The following is a 23002-nucleotide window of genomic DNA, read 5'->3' on the forward strand; positions in this document are numbered from 1 at the left end:
CTCGTACCGGCTCGGTCATTCGGACCCTGGCCGAGGGGCATCGGGGCTAGCATCCTAATGACGAAGAGTGAGGGGCGTGCCGTCACGGCGCGCTTACGTCGTGTCGCGACACCCCGCGTGGCGACCTACCTTTGTCGCGTGACGCCCTAGTCGAGGGGCTACCATAGCCCGGTCCGTGTGGCTGTCCGCAGCAAATGTCCGTATTCGAAGGTGGCAGGGATGGCCCAGGAGTCAGCAGACGTCGAGACCGGGCTCCCCGACCTCAGCGGGTTGAGCTTCGGCGAGCTGACCGAGCAGGATCCGCGCACCTTCCAGCCGTCGCTGGCCGACTTTCTGCGGCGTATCGACGAGCCCAGCCAGTCCATCAACGGCTACAACCCGCAGCGGCTCGACTGACGCTCTCCCGCCCGGGTGAAGACGGCGGCCCGGCCCGTGTCACCCTTGCCGTTCCCAGGGGATGCAACGAGAATCGCGGCTGCCCATGTTCTGGTAGCCGGGGGACAGCGTTGATCATCGAGAGCCCTCACCACCGCGTTCCGGCCGTCGACTTCGCCCAGCTCACCCACGGCCGGGGCACCGCCGAGGCCGTACGGCGCCTGGCGGTCTCGGAACGCAGCGCCCGCATGATCGTCCTCTACGGACTGCTGCACACTTTGGCCGCCGGGCGGCACGACGTGGGTCCCCTCGCACCCCCGGCCGAGGCGTGGCGACTGATCACCGAGGCGGAGAGCGCGGACCGCGCGGCGGCCGAGCAGACCATGATGTATCCGCTGACCGGGATCTGGGCCGCTCACGTCTTCCGGCGCCTCCGCGGCGTGATCGCCGATCCGGCGCCGCTCTGGCTCGACCTCGGGCATCTGCACGCGCTGGCCGCAGCGTCGGCTGTCCGAGCCGGTCTCGACTTCACTATCGACATTCCGGTGCGTGACGGTCTGGCCGTATTGCCGGGCCTCGGTTACGCAACGTTCCCCGCTGTGGACGCCGGGACCGCCCAGGTCGAAGCTCGTAGCGGCGTGGTGACGATGACGAACGGCGACCGCCGGGTGCCTGTCGCATCGGGCGCATCGGACTGGCATCCGGCCGTGCGCTGTGTGGCCGAGACCGACGGGGCGCACCTCGAAGTGATCCTGGACGACTTCGACCCGTACCGGAACCTGCAGGGCTATTCGGCGGCGCCCCAGCTCGACCCCGGCGACGTCGAGCGGTGGCGGACTCTGCTCACCGGCGCCTGGCGGATCCTGGTCGAGCAGGACAGGACGGCCGCCGAGTCGGTGGCGGCGACGCTGACGGTGCTCGTGCCCATCCCGCGAGGCAAACCGCTGCGGCCGCTGAGCGCGTCCTGCGACGAGGCGTTCGCGGCGGTGCTGGCCTCAATGCCCGACGACGAGGAGCAGCTGGCCTCCACATTGGTGCACGAGACCCAGCACGTCCGGCTCGGCGCCGTTCTGCATCTGTTCCGTTTCGTGGCCGACCGGCCCGCAGCACGCCTGTACGCGCCCTGGCGCGACGACCCCCGCCCCCTCCCGGGGCTGCTCCAAGGCGTGTACGCCTTCACCGGCGTCACCGACTTCTACCGCGGACGCGGACATGCCGTGGCTACGTTCGAGGTCGCTCTGTGGCGGCACCAGCTGAACCGGGTCCTGGCCGGTCTCCGCGAGCATCCCGCGCTCACCCCGGCGGGCCGGCTGCTCGTCGGCAACCTCGCCGAGACCGTGCAGCAGTGGCTGTCCGAGCCGATCGACCCGCGGCTGCGGGCGCTCGGCGAGGCCGCGGCGGCCGACCACTTCGGCCAGTGGCGCTGCTATCACCTGCCCGTGCCGGACGACACGGTCGACGCCCTGACGACGGCCTGGCTGACCGGGCGGCCCTGTCCCGCGGTGCCCGAGGCGGCCGACCCGGACCCGGTGGTCGACATCGGCGTCGGGCGGCTCGACAGCCGGGCCGTGCTCACCCGCATCCGGCTGGGCGACCCGGAAGAGTTTGCGCGGCTCCGGGCCGCGCCCGCCGAGGCCGGTCGCGTGGTCGCCGGGACACTCGAGGCCGACTTCTCCTATGTGGCGGGGGATTACCACGACGCGCGGGACCGCTACGACCGGCATCTGGCCGCGAACCCCGGCGATCCCCACGGTTGGCTCGGTCTGGGCCTCACCCTGGCGGCCCTCGGCGAGGCGCCGAAGACGCTGCTCGCGCGGCCGGAACTCGTCCGGGCCGTGGCCCGGCGGATCGCCGATCGCGGGGGGACGGCGTCGGCGCGATCACTCGTTGACTGGTTCGAGTCTTGCTGAGTGGCGTCATATCAGTACCATCAGTAGTCTTCGACCTGTCTCCCGACCGTCCCCCGGCGGAATCCCCGGTCCTTCCGTCCTCAGTTCTCCGTCGACGGGCTCTCGGGCACGCGAGAGGAGATATCGGTGCGGGCTTGGCTGAGTAAGCGCCGGTGACGGCGGGGTTCGGTGACCCGGGGCCGGAGCCCCGCGGCCTGCTTGCCGTCCGATCCGGCATCGAGGCCGGGATCATCGCCCTGCTCGGCAATTGCGGCACCTTCGCCACCGTGGCCGAGCGCGACGCCCTGGTCGCGGCGGTGACCGAGCGTTACTACGGCGATCTGGCCGTGGAGCGCGATGCCGACACCCAGGTGCACCTGACCTACGTGGTACGGGGCTGTGTCGGCGCGGAATGTCTGGGCGACCTCGTGGCCGTCCTGGCCGCCCGGCTCGGCACCGCCGATAGGGTGCGGCTGTTCCGGCTGCACGACGAGTGGAACGCGGCCGCCAACTTCGACGCCGACGACTGGTGGGCGCTGAGATCCGGGCTGCAGGACCTGGTCCTGACCAACCTGCGTGACCTCTATCTGCGCTCCCGCCCCAACGAGTTCCTGCCGCTGCCCGCGCACTGCATGGACGCCTGGCACGCGTTCGTCCACCTGGCCGGTCTCAACGGGAGCGACGAACGGGTGCCGCCCTGCACGATCTTCCTGTGGCTGGTCACCGGTCAGCTGCCCGGTGACCGGGCCCGCCCCCTGCGGGGCACGCTCGACCGGCTCGTGCGGCAGTGGGGCATCACCGGCCCGTTCCAGCGCGCAAGCTTCGGCCTGACGCAGCCGGCAGTCCGCCACAGCTGGGATCCGACCCTGCTGATCGCCATCGACTTCGATCGGCCGGGGCGCTACTCGGTGGTCCACTGGACACAGTGGGCGCCGGATCAGCCGTTCAACCGGGGCGCGGGCCGGCTCGTGCCCCGGGCCGGTCTGGAGGCGGCTGTGACGGAGATCGTGGCCTCGGCCGAGACGCTGTGGCCGTCCGGTGACGGCGGGCTGCGCCTCGAGTTCCTGCTCCCGCTCGAATTGCTCAACCTGCCGGTCGAGCAGTGGAGCAAGGAGAACGACCCGGACGACGGCGCGGTGCCGCTCTACCGGCACTATCCGGTGGTGGTGCGCAGCCTCGACCGGATCCGCGATCCGCGTCGCCGCCGGGCGTGGAACCAGCGCTGGGGCACCCTGCGCGACCGTCCGGGCAGCGCGGAATGGCTGGCCAGCCGGGGCGCCGGCCACAAACTGGAGGAGGCGATCAGGGCCGAGGAGCGGATCGTCACGATGATCCTCAGCGAGCCCCCGCCCGGCGCGTCCGACGGCGCCGCCCGCGAGATCCGGATCGCGATTCGCACCGGCGTGCCGATCGTCATCTGGCACCGCACCGAGCGCCCCAGCCCGACGTTCCTGGAACTGGTCGAGAACCTGATCGTCGACGGGGGTATGGCAGAACTGCCGGATCGCGCATCGCGCTTGAGGATCACGACATCGATGAATGAGGATGACAGAGGGGTCGGTCAGGGGCTCGTCCTGCTCTGGGACGATCCGTCCCGCCTCCCGGGCGAGTTCGACGCGACCGCGGGGGAGAGGTAGCAGTGGCCGAGACTTTGCCGCCGGAGGACCGGCCGGACGACGCCCCGCTGATCGAGCAGCGCACCGTCCATCTGCCCGGCGGCGACGTGCAGTGGCCGGTCGTGGTGAGCTACCCCGGCGACGGCACGGTCGCCACGGCGCTGCTGCCGCTGGCCGAGCTCGACGTCTCCCGGCAGGAGTGGGACTTCGAGGTCCTCGTCGACGATCACTACTCCATGCAACTGTGGACCGAGGCCATCGACGCGTTCGCCGACGAGGTCAGCCGGCTCGCTGTCTTCCGCCGGGTGCGGCGCTGGCGGCTGCGGGTGCCGTCGACTGCCGCCGAGCCGGCCCGCCTGGCCGGTCCGATCGACCCCGAGCCCGACCGCGTCGCGCAGATCCTGGTCACCCCGGGCCGGCCCCGCTGCATCCTGATCTGCACCGACGGCGCGGCCCCCGGCTGGCGGCACGGGCACCTGGCCGAGGCGCTGCGCACGTGGGGCGCGACCCACTTCGTCGCGATCGTGCACATGCTGCCGCAGCAGATCTGGGGCAGGTCCGGCATCATCGGGCAGCGTACGGCGCTCTCCCCGCTGGGCGACGCCGTCGCCAACGCCGGTCTGACCGGGCCGGCCGGCGCGGCCGACGAGGGCCTGACCGTTCCGGTGATCGAGCTCGCCGGCCCGTGGCTGCACGAGCTGGCCCGGCTGATCGCGTCGCCCGGGTCCGATCCGGTCGAGATTCCCTGCCTGTTCGTCGGCGGCCCGGGCGAGTCGTCGCCGGTGTCGCCCACGCCGCCGGCCGACCCGGCCCGGGTGCGTCCCGGTCCGGCGGTCGCGCACTTCCAAGCCGGGGCCTCGCCCGAGGCGGTGAGGCTGGCCCAGCTGCTCGCCGCGGCACCCCTCAGCATCCCCATCATGCGGCTCATCCAGGCCGAGCTGATGCCCCGCTCCGGCCCCGGGCACCTGGCCGAGATCGTCGTGGCCGGTCTGCTGCGCCCGGTCGAGGCCGACCCCGCCGCCGACGAGTCCGGCCTGGTCACCCACCGGTTCGTCCCCGGCGCCCGGGCCGCGCTCCTCGCCGCCTCACAGCAGCAGACCACCAAACAGGTGATCCACCTGCTCGATCATCACCTGGGCGACCGCGTGCCGATCATCCGGCTGGTGGCCACCACCGTACGGTCGCCTGCGGCGGCGACGATCAGCCGGATCGAGCCCGGTGAACGCCGGCTGGCCGAGGTGCTGGCCGGGGTGCTGCGGGCGCTCTCCGGGCCCTACCTCTCGCCGGCCGCCGACATGGAACGGCACCTGGCCCGGCCCCGGGGGACGTCGTCCGCGCTGCCCCCGCTGCCGGAGCCGGCCGGACCGCCGGGCCCGGCTGCGGGGGCCGAGTTCTTCGGCACGTCCCCCCGGCCCCCGGGTCCGGCCGGGCGTCTACCCGTGATCCTCGGGCGCCTGCCGCCGCGCAACCCGAACTTCACGGGCCGCTTCGACCTGCTGGCGGAGCTGCAGACGCGGCTGGCCACCGGCACCACGGCGGTGCTGCCCGAGGCGTTGCACGGCATGGGCGGTGTCGGCAAGACCCAGGTCGTCATCGAGTTCGTCTATCAGCACCAGACCGAGTACGAAGTGATCTGGTGGATCTCGGCCGAGCAGCCCTCGCAGATCGTGGCCGGAATGGTGGAGCTCGCCCAGCGGCTGGGCCTGCCGGTCGGAGCGGAGGCCGCGGCCGTGCCCGCGGTGCGGGAGGCACTGCGCCGCGGTGAGCCGTACGCGAACTGGCTGTTGATCTTTGACAACGCGGACAGCCCCGAGGTGGTCGCCGAATACTTCCCCAAGGGCGGGCCGGGCCGCATCATCGTGACGTCGCGCAACCTGCAGTGGTCCCGCGTCGCCCGGCAGATCGACGTCGACATCTTCAAACGGGCCGAGAGCGTCGCGTTGCTGCGGCGGCGGACCGAGCGGCCGGGCCGGCCCTCGGATCGCCCGGCCCTGACCGACGCCGACGCCGACGCACTGGCCGAGGCGCTGGGCGACCTGCCGCTGGCGATCGAACAGGCCGGCGCGTGGTTGGCCGAGACCGGCATGCAAGCCCGGGAATACCTCGACCTGTTCCAGAGCAAGACCACCGAGCTGATGGAGATGTCGGCCCCGGCGCCCTTCTACAACACCCCGGTCGCGGCGGCGTGGAACGTCTCGCTCGACTATCTGGCCCGCAACCGGCCGGCCGCGCTGCGCCTGCTGCAGATCTGCGCGTTCCTGGCCCCGGAGCCGATCTCGCGGAACCTGCTGCTGCGACCCGGCGTGGCCCAGATCGAGGACGAACCCGACTCGGCGCTGCGCGACCCGATCCAGTTCGGCCGGGCGGTGCTCGAGATCAGCCGGTACGCGCTGGCCCGCATCGACCACGTCAACAACAACATTCAGCTCCACCGCCTGGTGCAATCCGTTCTCGTCCGGCGCATGACCGACCCGGAGCGCGAGACCATGCGCGACCGGGCCTACCGGCTGCTCGCCGCGAACGACCCCAACCAGCCCGACGAGCGGTCCTCCTGGCCGTGGTACGCCGAGCTGTATCCGCACCTGCGGGCGTCCGGCGCCATCACCGGGGCCGTCGACCCGTACCTGCGCCGCCTGGTGATCAACGAGGCGAGGTACCACGCCGGGTGGGGCGACCTCAAGGAAAGCCTGGTCATCTCACGGGAGGCGTACGAGGCCTGGGCCCCACCGGCCGGGGAGCCCGATCCGGAGCAGCGCCTGGAGATCGGCCGATGGCTGGGCTACGTGCTGTTCGCGCTCGGCCGCTCCGAGGAGGCGGCCACCCACAACTTGGAACTGCTCGAGACCCACCGCGCCTTGCTCGGCCCCGAACACGAGGCCACCTTCGACTCTCTGCAGGCCGTCGCGGCCGACCTGCGCGCTCAGGGCAAGTTCCAAGAGGCGGTCGAGCTCTCCCGCCAGGTCTACGCCGGGTGCCAGGCCGAGTTCCGCGACGACGGCCCGCCCACCCTCAAAGCCGCGCAGAACCTGGCCGTCAGCCTGCGTCTGGCCGGGCTCTTTGAGGAAGCGGGCCGGCTCGACCAGCAGATCTACGACACCAAGGTCTGGACCCACGGCCCGGCGCACGTCGAAAGCCTGGTCGCGTTGCGGGGCGTGATCATCGCCCGCCGCCAGCTCGGCGAGTACATGGAGGCCCGCGACCGGTTCGAGGCGCTGGCCGTGACGTTCTTCGAGACGCTGACCGACCGCGACCCGCAGATGCTGGAGACCAAGTGGGGTCTGTCGGTGACCCGCCGCAAAGCCGGTGACCACGAGGGCGCCCTCGCGCTGTCCCGCGATGCCCTGCGTGGTTACGAGTCGGTGCTGGGGCCGGACAATTGGAGCACGCTCACCGCGGCCCTGAACCTGTCGCTCGACCTGCGGCAGGCCGCCCTGCTCGACGAGGCCGAAGTGATCGCCGAGGACAACTTCCGCCGGTTCCGGCAGACGCTGGGCAAGGAACACCCGCACACGCTGGCGGCCGGCGGCAACCTGGCCATAATCCTGCGGCTGCGAGGCAACCTGGCCGACGCCCGGGCGCTCAACGAGGCGACCGTGCGGCGGCTGCACGACCGGCTCGGCGACTCCCACATCCTGTCGCTGGGCTGCACCACCAACCTGGCCAGCGATCTGTACGCGGCCGGGGAGTTCCAGGACGCCTACGACCTCGACGCGGAAAACCTGAAGCGTTACCGCCGGGTGCTGGGCGAGGACCATCCGTCGACCCTGGCCGCGGCCCTCAACCTGGCGATCGACCTGCGGGAGCTCGGCCGCGTGGACGAGGCCGAAGCGCTCTGGCACGACACCCTGGACCGCTACCGCCGGACATTGCGGGCCACCCACCCGGCCACCACCGACGCCGAGAACTGGATCCGGGCCAACTGCGACATGGATCCGATGCCGCTGTGAGCTCGAGCCGTCGACGCCGCTGAATCAGGACAGGCGGGCCAACCAGCGGATCACGTCCAGGGCGTGTGAAGCCGGGTCATGGATCGGGTGGAAGACGTGTTCGACGACGTCGTCGGTGACGATCAGGGTCAGGCGGTCGTAAAGGGTGCCCGCGGCCAGGGTGGGCAGGCCGAGCGCGGACGCCAGGGTCAGCCGCGGGTCGGGAATCAGCGGGTAGGGCAGCTGCAGCCGGTGCACGAGTTCGCGCTGATAGCCGGTCGACTGGGCCGACAGGCCGTAGACGCGGGCGGCCCCCGCGGCCAGGATCTCGGCGTGGTGGTCGCGCAGCCACAGGGCCTGGTCGCGGGCGCCGTGCACCTCGAGCAGGCTGCGGGGCAGGTCGACGCCGGGGCGGCCGGTCAAGGGGTAGACGAAGATGACCGTACGGCCGGGGCCCAGCGCCGAGGGGTCCACCGGGCGGCCGTCGGTGGCGAAGAAGCGCAACGTGGGCAGCGAGGTGCCGACCAGCGCGGACGGATCCGACCCCCGTACGGGCGCGGCCGTGACGACCTGGCGGGCGGCCTCGTCGATGCGGGCGTCAAGCGCGTCCCGCTGCGCCGTCAGCTCACCGATCCGGTTCTGCAGGCCGGTGACCGTGCTCCGGAACGTGGCCAAGGCGGCCGCGCACACGTCGTCACCGGCGGCGATCGACTCCACGAACGGGCGCGTCTCCTCGACCGACAGGCCCAGCGCCATCAGCTCACGGATCTGCGCGACCTGCCGCTCGGCCAGCGGTTCGTACTCGCGGTAGCCGTTGCTCAGCCGCCGCGGCACAACCAGCCCGGCCGCCTCGTAGTAGCGCAACGCCCGGACCGTCGTCCCGGTGCGCCGCGCCAGTTCACCCACCCGCATGCCGCGACCCTAAACCCGTACCCCAGGGTCCGGGTCAAGTCGTCGCTCACCCGCGTCCGCGTGCGGGGGCCGGGGAATCGCTCAGCAGGCGCGCCGGACCCTAGCGTGAAGGGCATGACAACGTGGTTCACCGCCGCGGACTGCCGCCTGGAGGACTTCCGGGCCGTCTGCGCGCAGAAGACGGAACTGACCGGCTATCCGCACGCCACCGACGTCGTCGACAACGTGCTCATCTACCCCGGCGACCTGCCGAACACCCGCGAGATCCAGGGTGAGCTGATCCGCGCGCTGCGCGACGGCCCCGGCATCGTGGTCTTCACCTCGGCGTTCGCCCCCGCCGTGGTCGACCGGGCGACCGCCGTGTTCACCGGGCTGATCGCCGAGCAGAAAGCGGCCGGCCTGCAGGGCGGCGACCACTTCGCGCAACCCGGCGAGAACGACCGGGTGTGGGGCGCGCTCGACAAGTTCGCGTTGCGCGACCCGCGGGCCTTCGCCGAGTACTACGACAACGACACCCTCGCGCTGATCTGCGAGGCCTGGCTGGGCACCGGATATCAGGTGACCTCGCAGGTCAACGTGGTCAACCCGGGCGGCCGGGCACAGGTCGCGCACCGCGACTACCACCTCGGGTTCATGTCGCAGGAGCAGGCGCTGCGCTATCCGGCGCACGTTCATCAGCTGTCGCCGGTGCTGACTCTGCAGGGCGCGGTGGCGCACGTGGACATGCCGGTCGAGACGGGGCCGACGTTGTATCTGCCGCACTCGCAGAAATACCTGCCCGGCTACGTCGCCTTTCACCAGCCCGAGTTCACGGCGTACTTCGAGGAACGGCACGTGCAGTTGCCGCTGGCCAAGGGGGACGCCGCGTTCTTCAACCCGGCCGTGTTCCACGGGGCGGGCACCAACCGATCGTCCGACGTACGCCGGATGGCCAACCTGCTGCAGATCTCGTCGGGGTTCGGGCGGGCCATGGAGAGCGTCGACCGTACGGGGATGGTTTCCGCGCTCTATCCGGTGCTGCTCGAACACGCGGGGTCGGTGGACAACGTGATCGCCGCGTCGGCCGAGGGGTACGCGTTCCCGGCCGACCTCGACCGGGACCAGCCGATCGGTGGGCTGGCGCCGCGGACGCAGGCCGACCTGGTGCGGCAGGCGGTGGCCGAGCGCTGGGACGGGGACCGCTTCGAGGGCGCACTGCGGGCGGGATGAGGAGTTCGGCCGAAACTGTCGGTGGGCGGTGGCACAATCCGCGGCACGTTCGCCGACGGGGGAGTTGTCTGATGGGCTGGGTGCAGGCCGGGGCCGACTATGAAATCAGTGTCGACAAGGGCAAAGTCGTCGCGCGCAAAGGCGGGGGCAAACCGCTCAAGAGCCTGCCCAAGGCCCTGAAGGACCACGAAGCGGTCGTCGGCCTGCGGCAGCTCGTCGAGTGGCTGCGCCGGCACGAGGCGTCCTGCCGGGGCGAGGCCGAGCGGTGGATGGTCCGGTCCCTGCCCGTGCCGGTCGCGCTGGTCGCGCAGGTCTGGGCCGACGAGACGTGGCGGGCCGTCCTGCGCGACGCTGTCGTGGTGCCGATCACCGACGACGGCGAGTGGGATGTGGCCGCCGCGGGGCTGTTGCGTGACGCTGATCCGGTGTCCGGGCTGGGCGTGGTCGATCTCGACGGTGAATCCGCCCGCATCACCGCGAGGTCGATCGCCGTTCCCCATCCCGTACGGCTTCCCGACCTCGACGATCTGCGCGAGTTCGCCGCCGACCTGGGGGTCGAGCAGGGCTTGCTGCAGTTGTTCCGCGAGATCTGGCGCAAACCCGAGGCCGAGGCCGAGCAGCGCGCCGAGCTGCGGCGCTATGCCGGCGCGCGGTACAAGGAGCTGCGCCACGTGCAGTCGCGGGCCACGGCGGCGGGTTGTCGCGTGCAGGGCGGCACGGCCGTGTGCCGGGTCTGGGAGGGCGGCACCACAGTCGTGGCCTCGGTCTGGATCGGGGACGGCGACCCCGGCGTGGAGACCGAGACGTCCGAGCTGAGCTTCGCCGACGTGTCCGGCGACCCGATCGCCCCGGCCGACGTGCCGCCGGTGGCCTGGTCCGAGGGGCTGCGGATGGCGGCCACCCTGCACGCCGGGCGGGTGGCCGACGAGGAGGGCGACCGATGAGCGAGACACTGCTGGAGGCGGGTGCGGTTCTGGCCGGCGAGGCCACGGGGCCGGGGCTCGACACGGTGACCGCCCGGGCGTACGAGCATCCGGTTCTCGACGGCCGCACGGTCGTGACGCTGGTGGGCGCGACGGTCGGCCCGGCCGAGGACATCTCGATGGAGTTTCTCGGGTTCACCCCGGCCGCCGAGCCGGTGCCGGTCGGTCACGCCCGGCGGCAGGCGCTGGGCTTCCCGGCCTGGGCCCTGGTGCACGACCCGGCCCACGGCCGGCACGCCCTGGCGCTGGTCAAAGACATGGAACGGCTGGCCCGGGTGGCCCGCAGCAAGCCCGGCAACGCCAAGGAGGGCTACGACGGGCTGGCCCAGCGTCTCGGTGCGGCCGCCCCGCAGTTCCTGCCGACGTTCTGGGAACAGGCCGGCCGGGCCTTCGTGGCTGCGGAGAACGCGCGCATGGCCGGCACCTGTTTCACCGAGGCCCGCCGGGCCGAGCAGGTGCACGGTCTGGTCATCGACGAGGACAGGGTGCGCGACGTGCACCTCGAGTTCGCCTTCGCCGGGGCCCTGACGGCCGCCATGCTGGCCGAGTACTCGCGGGGGGTGATCGGCCGGCGTGAGTCAGGCGAGGCGTACGAGCTGGTTCGCTCCCTGGCCCTGCGGCGGGTCGCCGGTGGCCTGCCCCCGCACGCGTCGATGGCGGCCGACCTGGCCCGGCTGGCCAAGGCGGCGGGGCTCGACGCGGACCAGCAGGCCGACGAGATGGTCACTCAGCTGCTGACCTATCCCGCGATGGTCCGCTCGCATCCCTCGGTGTGGAAGGCGTATCGCAAGAGCCTGGTGCGGGTCGCGAAGCGGGACGCCGCCGTCCGGGTCCGCCTGCTGGAGATCTTCCCCGAGCCGCCGGGCTGGGACACCGACATCACCGACCAGTGGCTGGAACTGCTGGAAGCCTCCGGCGCGGCCGGTGAACTGACCGCGGCCGGCGGCGCCTGGGCGGGCGAACCGGCCCGCTGGCTCGAACGGTTCCTCGCCTCCCGCCGGTCCGGCTACGGCAGCGGCCGGCGTGACGCCCGCCTGCTCGGCCTGGTCGAGCGGATGATCCCGCGGCTGCGGGGCGCGGGCGAATTGCGGCTCGCGCCCAACTACCACCGGGTCGAGCTCGACGTGCTCGACCTGTGCCTGGCCGGGGGCGTCGAGGTCGCCGTTCCGCCGGGTTGTTTCCGGGGCGGGCTCGACCTCGACGAGTGGGTCCAGGATCAGGGCGAGGGCCGCCGCGACCTGTCCGCCGTGGCCGCCGACCCACGCCTGCGGCCGCTGTTGAAACTGGGTGTGCGCGCGGCGATCCACCGGTTCCGGGAGGGGCACGCGCTCACCAGCCCGGCGCTTCCCGTCCGTACGCTGGAGCAGGTTTTGTCCGCGGCGGGCGTCCGCGAGGTGCTGGCCGAGATCGTGCGCGAGCAGACCAGCCGCGCCGCCGCGAGCACGGTGGCCGGTCTCGACGTCACCCTGACCGAGCTGGCCGCGCTGTGGTCCCCGGCCGGCATGGCGCTCGTGCCCGACGGCTTCCGTGAGCTGCTCGGCGTCGACATGGCCGCCGTCGTCGGGCGTACCCTGCGGGCCGGGCTGCCCGTCGAGTTCGTCTGGCCCGAGTACGAGGCCGCCGCGACCACGAAGAAGAACGTACGGATCGGCGAGTCGTGGCCCGAGATCGTGGTCTACGACGACCAGTCGGCCCATGTGATCACGCCCGCGGGCGAGGTCACCGAGCACGTCTTCCGCATCCCGCCGGCGGGCGACCGGCACGCCCGCCGGTACTACTCGCACACGTCCTGCTTCGCCGTCGACGGTGACCTGCTCGTGTCGTGGTCGGGCGAGCAGAGCCCGGCGGCGTACTGGGCGTCGCGCCCCGACGACCGGCACGAGCACGACTGGATGCCGCATCGACCGGGCTGGGGCATCCCGGCCCACCCGCTGCCGCTGGCCGGTGGCGGTCTGACCACCGGCGTGCGCCCGGTGCACGCGGGAGACGTGCGCGGCCCCGGCGAGATCTATCCGCTGGCCACCGACGGGCAGGCGTTCTGGCGGTGCGAGCCGGGTGAGAGCACGTGGCAATGGCGTGAGTTCGATCCCCGTACGGGGGAACTGGGCCGTTACAGCGTTCCCGCGTTCCTGGCCGGGCTCGCGCCCGGCGAGGAGCTCGTGGCCGAGCGCTGCCAGTTGCGCCCGGCCGCCCCCGAGTTCGCCGCGTCACCGCTGGGCGTCCGGGACGGGCAGATCGGCTGGCGGTCCACAGTGGCTGCCGGCGTGCGGATCGGGGTGGGCCTCGACGGCCGCCGCGTCACCCTGCCCGAGGACACGCTGTATCGGGTCGGGCGCACCGACAACGAACGGCTCACGGGCGGCGTGATCATGCCGGGCTCGTCCGAGGTGTTGCCGGTGACCCAGATCGACGGCCAGCCACCCGCGCGCATCCGCGTCTGGACCGCCGACGGTGAGCACCTGCTGGCCGAGCAGACCGAGGGCTCGTCCACGCTGCCGCCGGTGGCCTGGTGGCACGCTTTGCGCACCCGCGACGAGGCTGGTTCGGCGGCTCTGCGCAAGCTCGACGACGAGACCGCGGCCCGGCTGCTGGCGGTCGGCGCCGAGGTGACCGGCACTATCCCGGTCCGGCGGGCCGTGACAGCCAACCTCGAGACCCACCTGCCCGCGGTCACCGACGGCGAACTGCGGGCCCGGCTGGCCGAGGTGATCGCCCGCGCCGTGCGCATGCAGCGCCGCCTGGCCGGGATCCCCGAGCACCTCGACATCCGGTTCGAGGCCGTCCCGGCCCTGCCCGCGGTCACCGACGACGCCCTGGAACAGGCGTGGGACGGCCTCGACGCCGGCCACCGCGTCTACTACGGCGGCGGCCCGGGGCGGCATCAGATTCTCGAACAGGTCCGCCTCGTCGGCGCCCTGCTCGGCGGTGACGCCGGGCGGGGGGAGATCCCGGCGGTCGACGCCACCTGGACGGCCCTGCTGGCCGGCCTGGGCGGGGTGGCACTGCGGGCCGCGGCGGCGTGCACGCCCCCCGAGGATCGTGAGGCGCTGACCGCCTTCCTCGGCGAACTGATCGGCACCCCGCTGGCCGGCGACGGCACACCGGTCCGGGTGGTGCGGCTGACCCAGCCCCGGATGAGCGAGAGCAAAGTGGAGGTCCGGCGCGACGGCGACCGGATCACTGTGCTGTTCCCGCTGCAGCAGAACTACGACGGCGGCAAGAAATACTGGGAGCGGCACGCGATCCAGCTGTCCCCCGACGGCGTCTTCACGCTGCCCGAAGGCACCCACCTGAGCGAGGAGGGCCGGCCCGGGGGCCGGTTGGCGGGCGACCGGCTGCGCACATTCCTCACCCTGCTGGCCGAGCGTGGGCCCGCGCCGTGGCGTCCCGGAGCGGCCGAGGCGCTGGCCACCGCGACCGGCATGACCCGGGCCGAGGCCGTCCTGCTGCTGGCCGGGCTGCCCGGGCTCACCTCGTGGGAGACCACCTTCCTGACGACCGAGCAGCGTACGGGCCTGGGCCTGACCGCCGCGCACGCCAAGGTGGCGCGGGCCGCCCTGCGCAACCTGACCCGATCGCAACGGCTGGCGCTGCTCGACGCCGCCATGCCGGCCGACCCGGCCGACCTGTGGCAGCACGGGCCCGACGTGGCCGCGGTGGCCGAGCGGTGGGTCGCGCTGCGCGGGCGCCAGATCGCCGTACCGGAAGATCTGGTGGCCGACCTGGCCCGGGTGGTCGACACGGCCCTGGCCGGCACGGTGCTGCAGGCAATCGCCGGGCCCCGCGCGGGCGACTGGCTCAGCACGGACGGGCGCAGCGACGCCGAGGGCTACTACGAAGTGACGACCACGGCCGACGAAGGCACCCCGTTCGAGGGGCAGCACCTGCAGGCGGTCGCGGTCGCCCTGCCCTGGCTGGCCTATCGGCTGCGCTGGGACGATCCGCTGCGGGCGGCCCTGCCCGAGGCGTTGCGGCTGGTCCGGGCCCGGCTGGCCAACCCGGCGCTGATCGTGGGCCACGGCTACTATCCCGACGGCCGGCAGCCCGACGCCGGGCCCGCCCTCATCGTGAGCAGCCACACGAGCGGCTTCACCAGCTGCCACATCGCCCCGGCCCGGCTGTCCGGGCCCGACGACCCGGCGCTCGGCTTCGTCGACGAGGAGACCGCGACGGCGCTGCGGGTGGTGCTCTCCGACTGGATCGAACCCTTGCTGTCCACACCGGAGGGCGCGAGCGGCGACCCGCGCGACCCCCGGGTGAGCGCGCCGCAGGTGGTGGCCGAGGCCAGTGAGCGGTACGGGGTCGACGCCGACACCGCGGCCTACTACCTGCAGGTGCTCGCCCTGCCCGACCCGACCGACAAGGCCGTGCAGGGCTACAACGGGTGGAAGCCGGCCGCCGTACGCCAGGCGCAGAAACAACTCGTCGCGGCGGGGCTGCTGGTCGAGGCCAAACGGGAACGGGCCGGGCGGCCGGTCTTCCTGCCCGGCGGCTGGCAGACCGCCCGCGCGCCCCGGCTGCCGGTGGAGAGCTGGAAAAACCAGTTCTACGTCGCCGTCGGCAAGCCGCAGGTCGTCGCGCACCCGCTTCCCGAACTGTTCGCCGCGGCCTGGGCCCGCATCACCGCCGGGGACGTGCCCCGCTACCGCGACCTCGAGGAGAAGCCGTGACCGCCCGCCAGATCGACCCGCCCGAGCTGCGCCACGCCGACGAGCTGGCCTTCCTCGCCGCGGCCGACGACGGCCCGCGCCCGCCCGGCTGGCGGCTCACCCCGCGGGCCGTGGTCACCTTCGTGGCCGGCTCGGCCGGGGCGCCCGTCGACGGCCGGGTCATCGAACCCAAATTCGTCGGCGAACGGGCCCTGGTCGAACGCTGCGTCGTCACCCTGGCCGGCGAGCGCGGCCTGCTGCTGGTCGGCGAACCCGGCACGGCCAAGTCGATGCTGTCCGAACTGCTTGCCGCGGCCGTCTGCGGCACCAGCGCGCTGGCCGTTCAAGGCACCGCGGGCACCAGCGAGGACCAGCTTCGATACGGCTGGAACTACGCGCTGCTGCTGGCCCAGGGGCCCACGCCCGAGTCGCTGGTGCCGTCGCCCGTCCTCACCGCCATGCGCACCGGGGCCGTGGCCCGCGTCGAAGAAATCACGCGCTGCCTGCCCGAAGTGCAGGACGCCCTCGTCTCGATCATGTCGGAGCGCCGGATCAGCGTGCCCGAACTCGGCACCACGACCTTCGCGGTGCCCGGGTTCTGCCTGATCGCCACGGCCAACCTGCGCGACCGCGGCGTCTCCGAGATGTCGGCCGCGCTCAAACGACGCTTCAACTTCGAGGTCGTGCCACCCATCGCCGACCTCGACGCCGAAGTGGCGCTGGTGACCCGCCAGGCGCGGGCCGCGGTCGAACGTGGCGGGGCGGCCTACGGCATCGACGAGGCAGTGCTGGAGACGCTGGTAACGGCGTTCCGCGACCTGCGTACGGGCACGAGCGCCGAAGGCTGGGAGGTGGAACGCCCGTCCTCGGTGATGAGCACGGCCGAAGCGGTCGCGGTGGCCGCCTCGATCGGGTTGTCCGCGGCCTACCTGCCCGGCCCCGACCCGCTGTCACTGCTCCCCGGCCACCTGCTCGGCGTGGTCCGCAAGGACGACCCGGCCGACGCCGAACGCCTGCTGGCGTACTGGGACGGTGCGCTACGCCGGCGGGCCGAGGCGGGCTCGCGCATGTGGCGGCAGCTCTGGGAACACCGGGACGTGCTCCGTGACTGACCCCCGGCCGCAGATCGTTGCGCTCGCCGGTGATCCCCGTGTCCAGCTGATCGGCGTACGTCACCACTCCCCGGTGCTGGCGGCCGCCGTGCCGGCGCTGCTCGACGCCTTCGCCCCCGCGGCGGTGCTGGTCGAGTTGCCGGCCGAGATGCAGCCCTGGTTGCGCTGGCTGGCCGACCCCTCCCTGGTGACGCCGGTCGCCCTGGCCGCGGCCACGCCTGACGGGCCGGTCGCGTTCTATCCGTTCGCCGACTTCAGCCCCGAGCTGGCCGCCCTGCGCTGGGCCCACACCCACGGCATCCCCGCCATTTGCTGCGACCTGCCCTTGGCCGCCCGCCAACCCGCGCCGGCCCTCTCGTCGTCCGGCCCGCCGTCCGTCCCGCCTTCATTCGGTCCGCCGTCCGTCCCGCCTTCGTCCGGTCCGCTGTCCGTCCCGGCGGCTCCCGTTCCGTCGAGGCTGCCGGCGGCCGACTCGCCGCCGGGCCTCGCGGTCGGTCCGACGCTGGGCCAAACCGTGCAGGCAACCCTGTCCGGCCGCACCGGCGACGACCTGTGGGACCGCTGGGTCGAGGCCGCCGCACCGGGAAGCTCCGCCGAAGCCGTGCGCCGGGCCGCCCTCACCGTCGGATGGGCCCTCCGCCACGACGCCGCCCGCACCGGCATCGACGAAACCGACCTGGCCCGCGAGTCCTGGATGAGAGCCCACATCACCCGCACACAGGGCCGGGTCTCCGTGGTGGTCGGCGCCTTCCACGCCCCCGCGCTGCTGGAGGCCCCCGATGAGATCGCCGCCGCCGAGATGCCCGACCACCGCGTACGACGTCCCGGCACCACCACGCCCGGTCACGTTGGTATCGGGGGTGTGGCCGGTGGTTCCGAGCCGGTCGTTTCGCTTGTGCCCTATACGTTTGATCTGCTGGACGCGCGGTCCGGCTATCCGGCCGGCATTCGGGATCCGCGGTGGCAGCAGGCCGTGTTCGAGTGCGGGGCCGAGCCGGACGGCGTCCGGCGGGCGGCGGACCGGTTCGCGGTCGAGGTGGCTCGGGAGCTGCGCGGGTCGGGGCAACCCGCCGGGCCCGGCGAGGCGGCCGAAGTGGCACGGCTGGCCCAGGATCTGGCTTCGTTGCGGTCGTTGCCCGCGCCGGGGCGGGGTGAGCTTGTCGAGGCGTTGCAAACCGTGCTGGCGCAGGGAGCCCCCGCGGGTGTGGGGCGGCAAGTGGCCCGGGCGATGCAGACGGTCCTGATCGGACAGCGACGGGGACGGCTGCCCAAAGGTGCTCCCGTCACCGGGCTGCGGCCGGCGGTCGAGCACGATGTGGTGCGGCTCAAACTGGCCGGGCCGGGGGAGAAGTGGCAACGCGTACGGCTGGATCCGATGCGCTCGCCCACCGACCGGGAACGGGACCTGACGATCCGGCGGCTCAACGCGTGCGGGGCGGTCTACGGCAGCGCGGGAACGGCGGGGCCGGTGCCGGGTGGGGAGACCCTGACGACGACGTGGCGGCTGGAGTGGACGCCCTCGGCCGACGCGGCGCTGGCCGTCGCCGGGCTGCACGGTGTCACGTTGGCGCAGGCGGCGGAGGGGGTGCTGGCGAGTCGTCGGCGTCGCGAGCTGCAGGCCGGTGGGCCGACTGCCGAGCAGGCCCTGGACGGGCTCGAGGAAGCGGCCGCGTGCGGGCTGGCCGGGCCGGCCGGGCAGCGGCTGAACGACGTCCGGGAAATGGTTGGCGGCATCGAGCAGATCGTGGCGGCGTTGCGCCTGCTCGGGCGGCTCGAACGCGGCCATCTCGGTGAGCCGCTCGCGGGTGTGCCCGAGGTGCGCGACACCTTGCACGCGGCGGCGGTGGCGGCGATGGCAGGGCTGACCGGTTCGCAGCGGGTGGAGGACGCGCGGGCGCTGCTCGACCTGGTGCAGTCGGCCGACGAGGACGGTCGCGTGTTGCGGCTGGGCCACGCGATCAGAACCCTGGCCCGCGACGGTTCACCCCTGATGCGCGGCGCCGCGGCGGCCGTCGGCGTGCTGCTGGGGCATGAGGAGCCACAAGCTTTCGGCGTACGCCTGGCGTCGTGGGCCGACCTGCCAGGGCCTGAGGCCACCGACCGTCTACGGGGTGCGCTGAGCGTGGCCGGCGCGCTGCTGCGGTCGCCGGGCGAGGCGTTGACACCCCTGCTGACCGTCATCGAGGAAATGCCCGACGACACTTTCGTACGCCGTCTGCCCGCACTGCGCGGCGGGTTCGACGCACTGACCCCGGCCGACCGCGACCGCCTGCTGGAAACGGTGACCGCCGCGCACGGCGAGTTCTCGACCACCCTGCCCACCGACGCCGCCACCCTGGCCGCTTGGGTGACCGCCGACCGTGCCGGAGCTGCCGCGCTCCGAGCCTTGTCCCTCCCCGCCCCGATGGTGGAGCTCCCACCGGACGTTCGGGATCCGGGCACCGACACCGGCGGCTCCGGCCGGGAGGCGGCTATCGGTGCGGTGGAGCGGTGGCGGCTTCTGCTCGGGCGGGAGACCGATCAGCTTTCGCAGCGGCAGCGACGACTGGCGACCGCACTCGACGAGCTCTACGGGGCCGGGCGCGGTGAAGGCGCGTACACGGTCGGGGGTGGGGGCGGCCAGGAGGCGGCCTACCCCGAAGTTCGCGACTGGCTGTCCGATGTGGAGGACCTGTTCGGGGCTGACGTCCGGGACGAAGTGCTGGCCCGGGCGGCCGAGAAAGGTCGGCTCGACGCGTTGACAGCGGCCGACCCGGACCGCGTACGGGCGTCGGTTGATCTGCTGCATGCCGTGCTCTCGCTGGCCGGCGGGCTGCCCGAGGCCCGGCTGGCCCAGCTCCGGCCGCTGGTGGCCCGGCTCACCGACGAGCTGACCGCGCGCCTGGCCCGGCGGATCCGGCCCGCGCTCACCGGCATCGGGACGCCGCGGCCCACGCTGCGGCCGACGGGCCGGCTGGACCTGGCGGCGACGGTCCGGCGCAATCTGCACACCGTACGGGCCGACGAGACCGGGCGGCCCCGGATCGTCCCGGAGCGGCCAGTCTTTCGCAGCCGGGGGCGGCGCAGCGTCGACTGGCAGGTGATCCTGCTGGTCGACGTGTCAGGGTCGATGGAGGAGTCGACGATCTGGGCCGCACTCACCGCGTCGGTTCTGGCCGGGGTGCCCGCGCTGCGGACGCACTTCGTCACGTTCTCGACCGAGGTGATCGACCTGACCGACCGCGTGACCGACCCGCTGTCGCTGCTGCTGGGAATTCGGGTGGGCGGCGGCACCCACATCGCGGCCGCGCTGCGGTACGCCCGGCAGATGAGCATCGTGCCCGCCCGCACGATGGTCGTCACGATCAGCGACTTCGAGGAGGGCTTCCCGATCGGCGACCTGCTCGGCGCCGTCCGGGCCCTGGCCGACGACGGCATGACGCTGCTCGGTTGCGCCAGCCTCGACGACAAGGGCCGGCCCCGCTACAGCACCGGCGTGGCCGCTCAGCTCGTCGCGGCGGGCATGCCGGTGGCCGCGCTGAGCCCGCTCCAACTGGCCGGCTGGATCGGGGACCGGGTCCGATGAACCTGCCCCCGGTCGACCCGTCGGTCACCGCCGACGCTGTGGCCGCGCTGCCCGCCCGGCTGAAGGGCCGCCTCGACGCCGCCGTCGCCCAGGCCCACACGTGGCCCGTTGTCACGATCGGCCGGACCGTGACGGTCCACCCCGACGACAAGACGACGGTCACGCTGACAACCCCGGTGCGCACGGCCGCCGACGCCGTCTGCAGCTGCTTGCTGACGCCCCGCTGCCTGCACCGAGCCGCGGTCTTGAGCGCCGCCCCCATCCTGACCGACACCCAAGAGGAGCCACCCACCGACGCCGCCCCGGAACCGACCACTGATATTTCAGTAGGTTCGGGTCGAGGTCTGGCCACTGACATTTCAGCGGGTTCGAGCCCGGAGTTGCCGACTGACATTTCAGCGGACTCGGTTCAGGGTCGGCCGACTGATATGTCAGTGGGTTCGGGTCCGGGGCGGGCCATTGATATTTCAGAGGGTTCGGGTTCGGAGTTGCCGGCTGATATTTCAGTGGGTTCGGGTCGGGGGCAGCCGGCTGTTATTTCAGCGGGTTCGGGTCGGGAGTTTCCGGCTGACATTTCAGTGAGCTTGCGTCGAGGGCTGCCGGCTGACATTTCAGCGGACTCGGTTCAGGGTCGGCCGACTGATATGTCAGTGGGTTCGGGTCCGGGGCGGGCCACTGATATTTCAGAGGGTTCGGGTTCGGAGTTGCCGACTGATATTTCAGTGGGTTTGGGTCGAGGGCTGTCGACTGGCATTTCAGCGGGCTCCGGTCATGACCTGCGGACTGACATTTCAGCGGGCTCGGTTCAGGGTCGGCCGACTGATATGTCAGTGGGTTCGGATCTGGAGCAGGCCACTGATATTTCAGAGGGTTCGGATACTTCAGTGGGTTCGGATCGAGGGCTGCCGGCTGATTCGTCAGTGGGCTTGGGTCAGGACCTGCCGACTGATATGTCAGTGGGCTCGGGTCGGGAGTTGCCGGCTGACATGTCGGTGGGCGCGGGTCGGAGGCTGTCCACCGATGACGGGGCCGCCGGATCACGGCTGGGTGGCGGGCAGGACGGAGTCGGCCGCGATGAGCGAGGGCGACTCGCTGGCGCTGAACCGATACAGGACGCCGATCCGGGCTCGGTAACACACGCGGCGCCGGCGGGGGCTGCAACTTTTGGGCCGGGGCCGCGCGTCAGTGGCGGGGCAGGAAGGGAGTCCGGGCGGCGTGCCGAGTCCGGGCCGCTAGATCAGGCCCCCCAGGTAACCGCAGCGCAGCGGGAGGCTGCTCGGGGGCTCTGGGTGGCGGGGGCCGAGATGCTGGCCGGTGGCATCCCCGGAGCCGGGGCGGTAACCCAGGCCGCACTGCTTCGCGCCGGGCATCACGCGCGGGCCACAGGCCTGCACACCGCCGCCGCGGCGTCGGTGCGGGTTGTGGAGCAGCTGCGGGCGGCCCGCCGGGAGGAGCCGTCGTTTCAACGGGCCGCCCTGACCGATGATCTGCGCGAGCTGCTCCTGGTCTGTCACCGTGTGGCCGCGGGCGACGCGAGCGCCGTCGGGGTGGCTCGGCGGGACTACCAGCCGGTGGGCGATCTCCGGCTTTTCGGGGTTTTCTGCGAGCCGGTTCGGGCGGCGACCGGTCACGCCGGCGCGGTGACCTACCTGGCCGATCCGGGCGGTCGGGTCTGGGTGGTGTCGGACGTCAAGCCGGCCGAGCCGTCGGTTGCGCTCACGGCCACGCGGGGTTCGGTCGATCTGGGCGAGGTGCGTCTCAGTCACCATGGGCTGGCTCGGGCGGGGTTGCGGGCGATCAACGCGCACGCCTCGGTGGTGGGGCGGCTCAGTCACGGCCGGGCCCGCCGGGCGGTGGCCGCGCCGGGGGTGGGGTGGTTCGACGATCCGCTCGACGCGCTGTGGCGGGTGCCGCTGAGCAGTCAGGTCGACCGTTGGCTGGCCGGAGCCGCGTTGCCTGTTCAGGAACGGCACGCCGCGCACGACCTGGCGTACGTCGATGGTGTGATTCTCGGCACCGACCGCAGCGGGCTGGTGGTCGCGGTGGGGGGCGACGGCCGGACTGTCGCCGTGGGCGTGCCGCACGAGGATCCGGCGCTGCCCTACGTCGGTAATCTGCGTCTGCTCGCGACCCAGGCCCGGGGCCGGCCCGTGCGGGTCGTCGGGCGTTTCACCGGTCCCGCCCGGATTGCCGCGCTGGCCGTCGCCGCGAGTTGGCTCCCGCCCTCGTACGGGGGTCACGCCGATCTCGGCGCGCAGCGTCTGACCAGGGCGGATGTCCCGGGCTCGACGGCTGCCGGGCCGCCCGTGCCGCCGTTTGCGGGACCCCCTCTGCACCTCGTGCGACATCAGCTGGAACGGGTCGTGGCCACCGGTCGCGCGGCCCTGCTGGCGGGGGCCGAGCTGGACGCGCGCCGCCTGGCCGGGGCCCACCTGGCGACGGCCGCCGCTGTGGTGACTGGGCTCGCCGCGGCGGGTGTGCGGCGTACGCGGGACGTTTTCGGACGGCTGGATCCGCACGATTCCCAGCACTTGGCTCAGGCCTGGCTGACCGCTGCCGTCTATGAGCAGGCGGCCACCGCCGAGGCAACCAGGGTTGCCTGGGGCTGACTACGGGTAGGATTGCCGCTTGTCTGCTTCTAAGTGAAGCTGCGGGGCAGGCAAGATGAACGGCACGTTAACAAGGCCTGGGTGACGAAGAGGGGATGGACGTTTCCAATGGCTGATCCGGGTAATGCGGGTCGCCATGCCGGACCACGATCGACAC

11 protein-coding genes are annotated in these 23002 nt (G+C 72.6%); 10 read left to right on the forward strand and 1 reads right to left on the reverse strand.

The annotated features are described in order from the left end of the window. Nucleotides 1-219: 219 nt before the first annotated feature. The 4 genes from BKA14_RS40685 (at nt 220) to fxsT (ending at nt 7827) form a co-directional block, all read left to right on the forward strand. Nucleotides 220-396 (forward strand): hypothetical protein, encoded by a 177-nt coding sequence (locus tag BKA14_RS40685; protein ID WP_184956045.1) that lies wholly within the window; start codon nt 220-222, stop codon nt 394-396. A gap of 110 nt (nt 397-506) precedes the next feature. Then, nucleotides 507-2285, forward strand: a complete 1779-nt coding sequence (locus tag BKA14_RS40690) for an HEXXH motif domain-containing protein (protein WP_184956046.1) — start codon at nt 507-509, stop codon at nt 2283-2285. Between the two features lie 152 nt (nt 2286-2437). Further along, nucleotides 2438-3901 carry a VMAP-C domain-containing protein gene (locus tag BKA14_RS40695; RefSeq protein WP_184956047.1) on the forward strand — a complete coding sequence of 488 codons (1464 nt, stop codon included), beginning with the start codon at nt 2438-2440 and terminating at the stop codon, nt 3899-3901. 2 nt (nt 3902-3903) lie between these two features. Beyond that, nucleotides 3904-7827: an FxSxx-COOH system tetratricopeptide repeat protein gene (gene fxsT, locus BKA14_RS40700; protein WP_184956048.1), complete on the forward strand. Its 3924-nt coding sequence runs from the start codon at nt 3904-3906 to the stop codon at nt 7825-7827. A 24-nt stretch (nt 7828-7851) separates the two neighbouring features. Here fxsT and BKA14_RS40705 read toward each other — a convergent pair whose 3' ends face one another. Beyond that, nucleotides 7852-8718 carry a MerR family transcriptional regulator gene (locus BKA14_RS40705; protein WP_184956049.1) on the reverse strand — a complete coding sequence of 289 codons (867 nt, stop codon included), beginning with the start codon at nt 8716-8718 and terminating at the stop codon, nt 7852-7854. A gap of 114 nt (nt 8719-8832) precedes the next feature. On the opposite strand from BKA14_RS40705, the gene BKA14_RS40710 reads away from it, so the two are divergent. The 6 genes from BKA14_RS40710 to BKA14_RS40735 all read left to right on the forward strand — a co-directional run bounded on the left by BKA14_RS40710 (nt 8833) and on the right by BKA14_RS40735 (nt 22845). Further along, the gene (locus tag BKA14_RS40710) at nt 8833-9927 is read left to right on the forward strand and encodes a phytanoyl-CoA dioxygenase family protein (protein ID WP_184956050.1); all 1095 of its coding nucleotides are present in this window, start codon (nt 8833-8835) and stop codon (nt 9925-9927) included. 71 nt (nt 9928-9998) lie between these two features. Further along, nucleotides 9999-10871 (forward strand): DUF4132 domain-containing protein, encoded by an 873-nt coding sequence (locus tag BKA14_RS40715; protein ID WP_184956051.1) that lies wholly within the window; start codon nt 9999-10001, stop codon nt 10869-10871. Further along, on the forward strand, nt 10868-15580 hold the full coding sequence (locus BKA14_RS40720) for a hypothetical protein (protein ID WP_184956052.1): 4713 nt from the start codon (nt 10868-10870) through the stop codon (nt 15578-15580). Before BKA14_RS40715 ends, BKA14_RS40720 begins: the two co-directional genes overlap by 4 nt. Then, nucleotides 15577-16671, forward strand: a complete 1095-nt coding sequence (locus BKA14_RS40725) for an ATP-binding protein (RefSeq protein ID WP_203722127.1) — start codon at nt 15577-15579, stop codon at nt 16669-16671. The genes BKA14_RS40720 and BKA14_RS40725 overlap by 4 nt, the downstream gene beginning before the upstream one ends. Continuing rightward, a complete protein-coding gene (locus tag BKA14_RS40730) occupies nt 16664-20236 on the forward strand; it encodes a DUF5682 family protein (protein ID WP_221477430.1) in 3573 nt (1190 codons plus the stop codon). The genes BKA14_RS40725 and BKA14_RS40730 overlap by 8 nt, the downstream gene beginning before the upstream one ends. 1289 nt (nt 20237-21525) lie before the next feature. Beyond that, a complete protein-coding gene (locus BKA14_RS40735) occupies nt 21526-22845 on the forward strand; it encodes a hypothetical protein (RefSeq protein WP_184956053.1) in 1320 nt (439 codons plus the stop codon). Nucleotides 22846-23002: the final 157 nt, after the last annotated feature.

It is taken from the genome of Paractinoplanes abujensis, from assembly GCF_014204895.1.
In the GTDB taxonomy this organism is placed as follows: Bacteria; Actinomycetota; Actinomycetes; order Mycobacteriales; family Micromonosporaceae; genus Actinoplanes; species Actinoplanes abujensis.

Excerpts from the sequence above, each read along its gene's own strand:
- BKA14_RS40720 (WP_184956052.1), top strand. The coding sequence starts at position 10,868 with ATGAGCGAGACACTGCTGGAGGCGGGTGCGGTTCTGGCCGGCGAGGCC.
- BKA14_RS40705 (WP_184956049.1), bottom strand. The coding sequence starts at position 8,718 with ATGCGGGTGGGTGAACTGGCGCGGCGCACCGGGACGACGGTCCGGGCG.
- BKA14_RS40715 (WP_184956051.1), top strand. The coding sequence starts at position 9,999 with ATGGGCTGGGTGCAGGCCGGGGCCGACTATGAAATCAGTGTCGACAAG.
- BKA14_RS40710 (WP_184956050.1), top strand. The coding sequence starts at position 8,833 with ATGACAACGTGGTTCACCGCCGCGGACTGCCGCCTGGAGGACTTCCGG.
- BKA14_RS40685 (WP_184956045.1), top strand. The coding sequence starts at position 220 with ATGGCCCAGGAGTCAGCAGACGTCGAGACCGGGCTCCCCGACCTCAGC.